At 65.5% G+C, this 6960-nt stretch carries 6 protein-coding genes; 3 read left to right on the forward strand and 3 right to left on the reverse strand.

What is annotated here, in order from left to right; translation table 11 throughout:
- Positions 1–4: 4 nt before the first annotated feature.
- Together WEB29_02200 and WEB29_02205 are read right to left on the reverse strand one after the other, a co-directional pair.
- Positions 5–1222 (reverse strand): sugar ABC transporter substrate-binding protein, encoded by a 1218-nt coding sequence (locus WEB29_02200; GenBank protein MEX2135760.1) that lies wholly within the window; start codon positions 1220–1222, stop codon positions 5–7.
- Between the two features lie 17 nt (positions 1223–1239).
- The gene (locus tag WEB29_02205) at positions 1240–1971 is read right to left on the reverse strand and encodes an SDR family oxidoreductase (GenBank protein ID MEX2135761.1); all 732 of its coding nucleotides are present in this window, start codon (positions 1969–1971) and stop codon (positions 1240–1242) included.
- Positions 1972–2143: 172 nt separating this feature from the next.
- Between WEB29_02205 and WEB29_02210 the strand changes: the two genes are divergently transcribed.
- From WEB29_02210 to WEB29_02220, 3 genes are all read left to right on the forward strand, one after another.
- Entirely contained in the window at positions 2144–2485 is a 342-nt protein-coding gene (locus tag WEB29_02210; GenBank protein MEX2135762.1) for an ATP-binding protein, read from the forward strand.
- Positions 2486–3627: 1142 nt separating this feature from the next.
- Positions 3628–4200, forward strand: a complete 573-nt coding sequence (locus WEB29_02215) for a hypothetical protein (protein MEX2135763.1) — start codon at positions 3628–3630, stop codon at positions 4198–4200.
- A gap of 592 nt (positions 4201–4792) precedes the next feature.
- Positions 4793–5131 (forward strand): hypothetical protein, encoded by a 339-nt coding sequence (locus WEB29_02220; GenBank protein ID MEX2135764.1) that lies wholly within the window; start codon positions 4793–4795, stop codon positions 5129–5131.
- A 568-nt stretch (positions 5132–5699) separates the two neighbouring features.
- Here WEB29_02220 and WEB29_02225 read toward each other — a convergent pair.
- The gene (locus tag WEB29_02225; GenBank protein MEX2135765.1) at positions 5700–6464 is read right to left on the reverse strand and encodes an adenylate/guanylate cyclase domain-containing protein; all 765 of its coding nucleotides are present in this window, start codon (positions 6462–6464) and stop codon (positions 5700–5702) included.
- Positions 6465–6960 lie beyond the last annotated feature (496 nt).

Raw genomic sequence — 6960 nt, forward strand, 5'->3', positions numbered from 1 at the left:
CGCGTCAGCGCGCGCAGTTGGCCCGGATGTCGTCCCAGTCAATCTCCGGCAGCAGCGGTTGCGGATAGAACTGGTCGGCGTTCCCCTCCCATACCGTTCGTGGGCGGATGTCCTCGAACTGCGGTACGTCGAGGCCGCATGCCAGACGCACCGCGAAGGCCGTGCCGAACCATCCCCACTCGGGGAACCCATGGTGCGTTTCCGCGATCAGGCGCCCCTCGCGGATGGCGTCGGTCGACTCCGGCGTCACGTCGTTGGTGAAGATCGACACTTTGCCGGCTTCCGGCGGCGTCGAGCCGCCGCTCGCGTCGAGACGACCCTCGCGCTCCGCGGTGAGCATTGCGCCAAGGCCCATCTCGTTCGACGCGGCCCAGATAAAGTCGAGCTCATCCGGTCCGAATCGCGCCAGGAAGTCCTCCGCCGCCGCAATGCCCTTCTCTCGATTCCAGTCCGCGGCGATCGGCTCGGCGAGGATTTCGACGCCCTCGGCCAGTCCGACGACCGTGTTGAACCCGTCTACTCGCGTCTGCGAGAAGAAGGTCCCGGCGATGCCTTCGATGATGACCCCACGCGCCTGGATGCCCGAGAGATCGACCCCCTCATAGATCGACTCCCACCACTCGAGATCGAGATACTGGTCCTCGGCGACCTCGACCTGCTCGCCGTCTCCGAGCACCCCAGGGCCGCCGAAATAGTCGAGCAGCGCGTAGCCAGACACCATTGCCGCTTCGGTGTTGTCGAACCCGACATACGACGCGATCTCCACTCCCTCCTGCTCCTCCAGCAGGTTAACCAAGATCACCGGGATGCCGGCGTCATTCGCCTGCTTGATCGCAGGCTTGATGGCCTCTGTATCGGCCGGCGAGATGGCGATGACATCGACACCTTGCGTGATGAAATCCTCGACGATGGCGAGTTGGTCGGCGAAGTCCACGTGTGTGGCAGGCGAGCGCGAGATCACCTCGACCTCGATGCCGTGTTCACCCGCCTGGGCGGCAGCCAACTCGAAGAAATCCGTCGCCGTCTGAAAGACGCCCGTGATGTCAGGCGGCGTCCAGCCGATCACGATCTTCTCGATTTCGCCGCCGCCTTCGCTCGCCCCCGGCGTCGCGTCGCCACTGGCGGCCGGCGCAGACTGGGCGGGGGTGCTGCAGGCGGCGAGCACCAGCGCGACCATCAGCAGCATGCCACCCGTGGCGCTGCGGTCCGACTTGATGTGCATCCTTTGTCCTCCTCCGTTCACGTGGCGGTGAAGCCGCCATCGATGACCAACTCCGAGCCGGTCATGAACTCCAACTCCGGGCTTGCCACGAGCGCGATGGCAGTGGCGATCTCTTCGACGGTTCCCAGCCGCCGCGCAGGTCGACTGAACGCAAGGCTGCGCTCGTGCGCTTCGGGATCGGGGGCCGACCGGATCGCCTCGCGCACGAGGGGGGTCATGGTCGCCCCTGGGCACACGGAAACCGCGCGGATTGCCTGTGTTGCGTGGTCCACGGCGATGCTGCGGGTAAGCATCAGCATGCCCGCCTTCGATACGTTGTACGCGACCTGGCGGGGGATCGCGGCGAGACCGGCTTCGCTCGCCACGTTGACGATCACGCCGCCCCCCGAGCGGGCCATCACCGGGATGGCCGCCCGGCAGAGCAGGAATGCCGCTCGCAGGTTCACGCCGAGAATTGCGTCCCAGTCCTCCGGCCTGGTTTCGACGGTGTCCGCGAGCGTATGCATGCCGGCGTCGTTGACAAGGCCATCGAGACGTTGATGGCGCCGGACAACCTCCGCAACGAGGCGCTCCGGCTCATCGGGCTTCGACAGGTCAGCTGCGATGAACTCGCCGGTCCCAACGGACGAGATCTCCGCGGCGACGGCATCGCCCCGCTCGGCGTCGCGGCCCGATGCGATGACGTGCCATTCGCGGCGCGCAAGGGCCACGGCAGCCGCTCGGCCGATGCCACTCGTCGCGCCGGTCACGATGATGACCCTGGGTGGTTTGGAGCTGTGCACGGGACCGCTCTGTCCGTATGTCCGTACAAGTTGTTCTGACAAGTAACGCCGATAGGACTGCGACTGTCAAGGGGTCCGATAGCTTGCGGCCGCGTCGATCAGCACGTCGGGCTCCGATCCCGGGACGCTCCTCGAAGAGTTGGTTGTCCAGACGCGCATCGATCCGGACTCGCGCCCGCCGGCCGACGTGGAACTGGCCGTCTACCGCATAGTGCAGGAGGCGCTCACAAACGCACAGCGCCATGCGCACGCCTCGGTGATCGTGATCGGCGGCGCCATTGGGCGACGACACGTTCGCGTCACGATCACCGATGACGGCCGCGGGATCGACCGTCGGTCGGTGGCGCTGGCCGAGCGCGCCGGGCGACTGGGTCTGGCGTCGATGCGTGAGCGGGCCGCCGCCATCGGCGCGGCCCTGACCGTTTCTCCTGCTCCCGGTGGATCTGGGACCTCGATCAGCGTGGAATGGAGCAACCAGTGAGCGTCAGTGTGCTGTTGGTTGATGATCACCCGCTCGTCCTTGACGCCTTGCGTCAGGCGGTCGATCGCAACGACGCGTTCGAGGTCCACACCGCCGCCCGCCTCAGCGAGGGCCGCGAGGCGCTTCGGCGCCTTGAACCGGCGGTCATGGTGTGCGACGTGCGTCTACCGGATGGCAGCGGCCTGAGGCTCATCGAGGAAGCAAGGGCGACCAACACTGGGACCGCCTGCCTGGTCCTCTCGTCGTTCGCCACCGCGCAGTACGTCGCGACGGCACAACGCCTGGGAGCTGCAGGCTATCTGCTGAAACCGAGCCGACCGACACGATCATCGCCGCCATCCGGACCATTGCCGCGGGCGGGACGGTGTTCGGGCCAGTCGCTGCCAGTAAGGATGAGGGGTTCTCGCTGAGCGATCGGGAGCGACAGGTGGTCGTTGGCGTGGTGTCGGGCCAAACCAACGACGAGATCGCCGGTCGTCTCGGCATCAGCCGAAAGGGCGTCGAGGCCCACCTATCGCGGCTCTACGAACGGGCCGGCGTCGCAAGCCGAACGGAGCTTGCCGTCCGCGCCGAGCGGGAGGCTTGGCTAGACGACGCGTGACGCGGCGTCGAGCGGCTCAGGGTATGTCTGGTGCGCGCCTCCATTCGAGGCCCGGGAGCTTCGCCCCGGACCGACGCCGGTCAAAACGCGCTCCTGACAGGCAATCAGGCGCTCAGGCGCCATGTGGTGCAAGACCCGAAGTGGGGCCGTCAGCCAAGCCGTTTGCGTCCCGGAAGGTCGTCTTGTGGCGTCGGACGCAGCGCCACCACCGCCGTCTCCGATCGACGGTCAATGGCCGCTCCAACCGGTCATCAATAGATCGACTGATCGAAGTACACTCTTGCTAGGACGACTTCACGGGATCGGTCCAGGGACACAGACCGAGGAGGGTTTGCGGTGTCGCGCCTGACGTTGTCTACGGTCTTCGCATCCGTACTCATCCTGTCGGCTGCGCTACCAAGCGTAACGGCGGCCGCCGCCTCCTCGCGAGAATGGGTGCGGGCCAGGGTCGATCGAGGGAGACCTGCCCGCAGCACCCGAAGGATTCGTCGCTGTTCACACATTCGAACTCTCGCCCGACTGTCACCTGATAGACAAGGGGGTGGAAGTTGTCCCGGCGGAGGCGCTCATACCCGCCGATGCTGATGCGAGCGATGTCTTCAGCTCAATCAGCGAAACGATGCCGCCGCCATCCGGTGAATTCTCCACGCAGGGAAGTGGCTCCGGCTGCTGTTGGGGCGCATACAACGTGCAGCGATCGTGGGATTGCTGTGGGATCCTGCTGAACGAGTATTGGACGGAGATCAAGTTCAATAAATGCAGCGGAGGCTTCTGCAGTCCGTACCTCCGAACCTACTCCGGGCAAGACGGCGGCAAGTGGAAGACTCTCTCGTTCAGCTGCGGTCCTGGTTGGTATCCCGTTTCGTCCGACCATTACTTCTATCGCTCCAGCGGCGGCGTCGGCTACACCAGCGTCACACTCAAGGGACACCAGGGATTCGGCTACAAGGGCGGCTTCGACTGTGGCGGAAACGACTACTACAACTCCTACTGGAGTACGGTGACGGGCACCTCGAGCGGCGGCTGGTCTTGCTCCTATTCGTACTCGTGGCGGAAGAGCCTCGGCTTCCAGTATCAAGCTTGGTGTGGGTCGGGTGTCTACGGTGAGAAGTAGGGTTGCCGGAGCGATTCTGGCGGTACTGCTGGGTGGGCTCCTCGGCTACATCGCCCTCATCCTTCGCGAAATGGGGTGGGCCATAGCAGTCGTGGTCGCCGCACTCCTGACCGCTTTCTACTGGTCACGCGGTAGGCGCTCTGATGTCGGATGGGTCCTCGTCGGATTAGGAGTCGTGCCCTCCACCATTCTGGGGCGAAATGGCCTTGTGGCCTTGGTCGATCCGGCGATGGAAGTCGGCTTCGACACCTGGCTGATGCTAGGGGTGGCCCTCGCAATCGCAGCCTTCGGAGCGCTCGTGGTCTTTGCCACAGCGGGAGATCGCAGTCGACCTGACAGATCGCCAGGCTAAGCCACCGCTCGACCCACATGCCAGTGGTCGGCCGCGAGGCGCCCTCTCGCTCGATCCCCGCGCTCACCACTAAGCCAAGTCTCAGAAAACTGGACCATAGAGCGTCGGCCTCCCTCCCGTTGACTCGCCGAACAGCGGGTACGCATACTTGCTGCACCTTCGGATTCCCGAGGGACGCAAGCTGGAAGGATGACTCCATGGCAGGCCTCACCCCCTCCCCGGACAAGCGGTGATCTCCAGGTGACGAAGGAGTGCTCGGAGTACAAGGGCCTCGCCGGTGACTTCTGCACGATCACGTCCTCGAACGTCGAGGCGATCGAGGTCGGCTCGAAGGTCGTCTATGCTTCGGCGGCAGGTGCTGCCTCGCTGGACAGTGACATCTCCCTCGACGCCGGGCCCGGCAACACCGCGGCCGGCCATGTCGCACTCGATCTTACGCAGGGGAGCGGACTGATCACGTTCTCGGGCGGGACCGGAAAGTTCACCGGGTTCCAAGCCCGTGCCGATGTCTCGGCGGATTCGGCCGATGCGACCGTGTGGCACTGGGCAGGGACGTACAGCCTCAGCCCGCGCGATTGAGTCGATCTGCTTCCAACCCCAGGCGCGCCTTCCATCGCTTGGACCGACCTGGACCGTTTGAGGAGCCGCAGGGTCCGGGTTCGCCGAGACCGCCAAGGCGGGCGCCGCGGTCACTCCCCGGTCCCCATCTCACCCCGCGGTAGGCGGGCCGCTTCGCCCACGAGGTAGCCCAGCGCGCCCTCCGCCTCACCGGTTTAGCCAGTCCCGCGCCGCGCACCAGCACGGCAGTGAGGTTGTGGTGCTCGCCGATTCCCCGTCCGACTCCAGATAAGCCTCCGGCCATCCGTCCCTGGCGTCATTCGCGCACACTCGCGCACAGCGGGGGCGGCGGCGCTCGGTCAGAACCTGACGCGGGGGCTCACCGACGCGGAGCGGGTCCGTATCGATAGGTACTCTGCGCCGCCGCTTGCACGCCGATTCGCGCTGGGACACGAGCTTGCGAGGAGCTGCTGTCTGCGGTGCGCGTTCAAGCAATCGAACATCCGCGCATCCCTCGCATGCCGCTCCCGATCGTCGTTCTCGACGCCCTTGACCGGCTCCGGAATGCAGAGCGATCCGACTGGGCGACTCAGCGGGACTCGGCGGCAACGGCGAACACGCGCCGTTCGTCGGGAACGCCCTTGAGCCGATGGGTGCCCCGGTCCTCGAAGTGCAGTCCAGAGCCGGTTGCCAGCTCGTGGGTCGTACTGGACACGAGAACGTCGCCCGGCGCCGCCAGCGCCAGGATCCGAGCTGTCTCGTGGACACTCAACCCACGCAGGTTGCCGGGAATGACCTCCACCTCGCCAGTGTGAACGGCCGCCCGAGTTTCCAGATCGAGATCTCGTACTGCTTCGCGAATAGCCATCGCCGCGTAAACGGCTCGCGCGGCCCCATCGAACGTCACGAGGAAGCCATCCCCCGTCGTCGCGACCTCTGCCCCACGGTACCGCTCCAGCACTTCCCGGACCGTTTCGTTGTGCTGCTGCAGCAACTGGTTCCAGGGACCGTCGCCGATGCGTGCCGCCCGCTCGGTCGAGCCGACGATGTCGGTCAAGAGCAGCGTGGCCAGCACCCTGTCGCCCATCGCGGGTGTGCCGAAGCCACGGAAGCCGCCCCAGATCACGGACACTGCCTGCTCGTCTCCGAGTACCCACGCGTCATGGCCGGGCGGGATGTCGAAGACGTCGCCAGCCTGTAAGTCCAGCTCGTTGCCGTCGTCCATGCGTAGCCTGGATCGCCCTGAGAGCACCACGCCGACGTGGTGAAATTGGCAACTGGGGGTGCCGACAGTCGGACGGATGTGCTCTGACCAACGCCAGCCCGGTTCCTGCACGACGCGCGCGACCACCATCTCTCCGATCGTGACTGTGGTGGCCGATCCCTTGGGGAATGCAACCATGTCGTCAGGGATCGCGAAATTCTTGACCTGCGGACGAGCCATGCCTGATCTCCTGTCAGTCGGTCCCTCGCAACCTTCCCCGATCCAATGCGATATGGCAAGACGATGATGAAATATCCGGGAGCCGGCGTCGGAATCCCGCTCGGCGGCCAGCCTCCCGCGGCCGACGGGAACTCAAGCCGAACGCGTTGGTGGACTCCTGTTCGGCGCGCCATCGGTCTGGCGTCATTCACGCACACTCGCGCACGCGAATGCTGTCGCCACCACTTGATGATCGACGTAGAGCACTCAAGAGCGGTCACCTGCCTGCCCTACGTTCTCGTGTTCAAAGCGCTGGCTCCGCAGCGTTGCCTGTTTCGGCTGCAGCCGACGCTATCAGCAGACTTCGCGAGTCCCTGACGGTGGCGCACGAACACGGAGTGGGTTGAATACCTGACCCACGATCAGG

It is taken from the genome of Chloroflexota bacterium (assembly GCA_040902225.1).
In the GTDB taxonomy this organism is placed as follows: Bacteria; Chloroflexota; Limnocylindria; order QHBO01; family QHBO01; genus CF-167.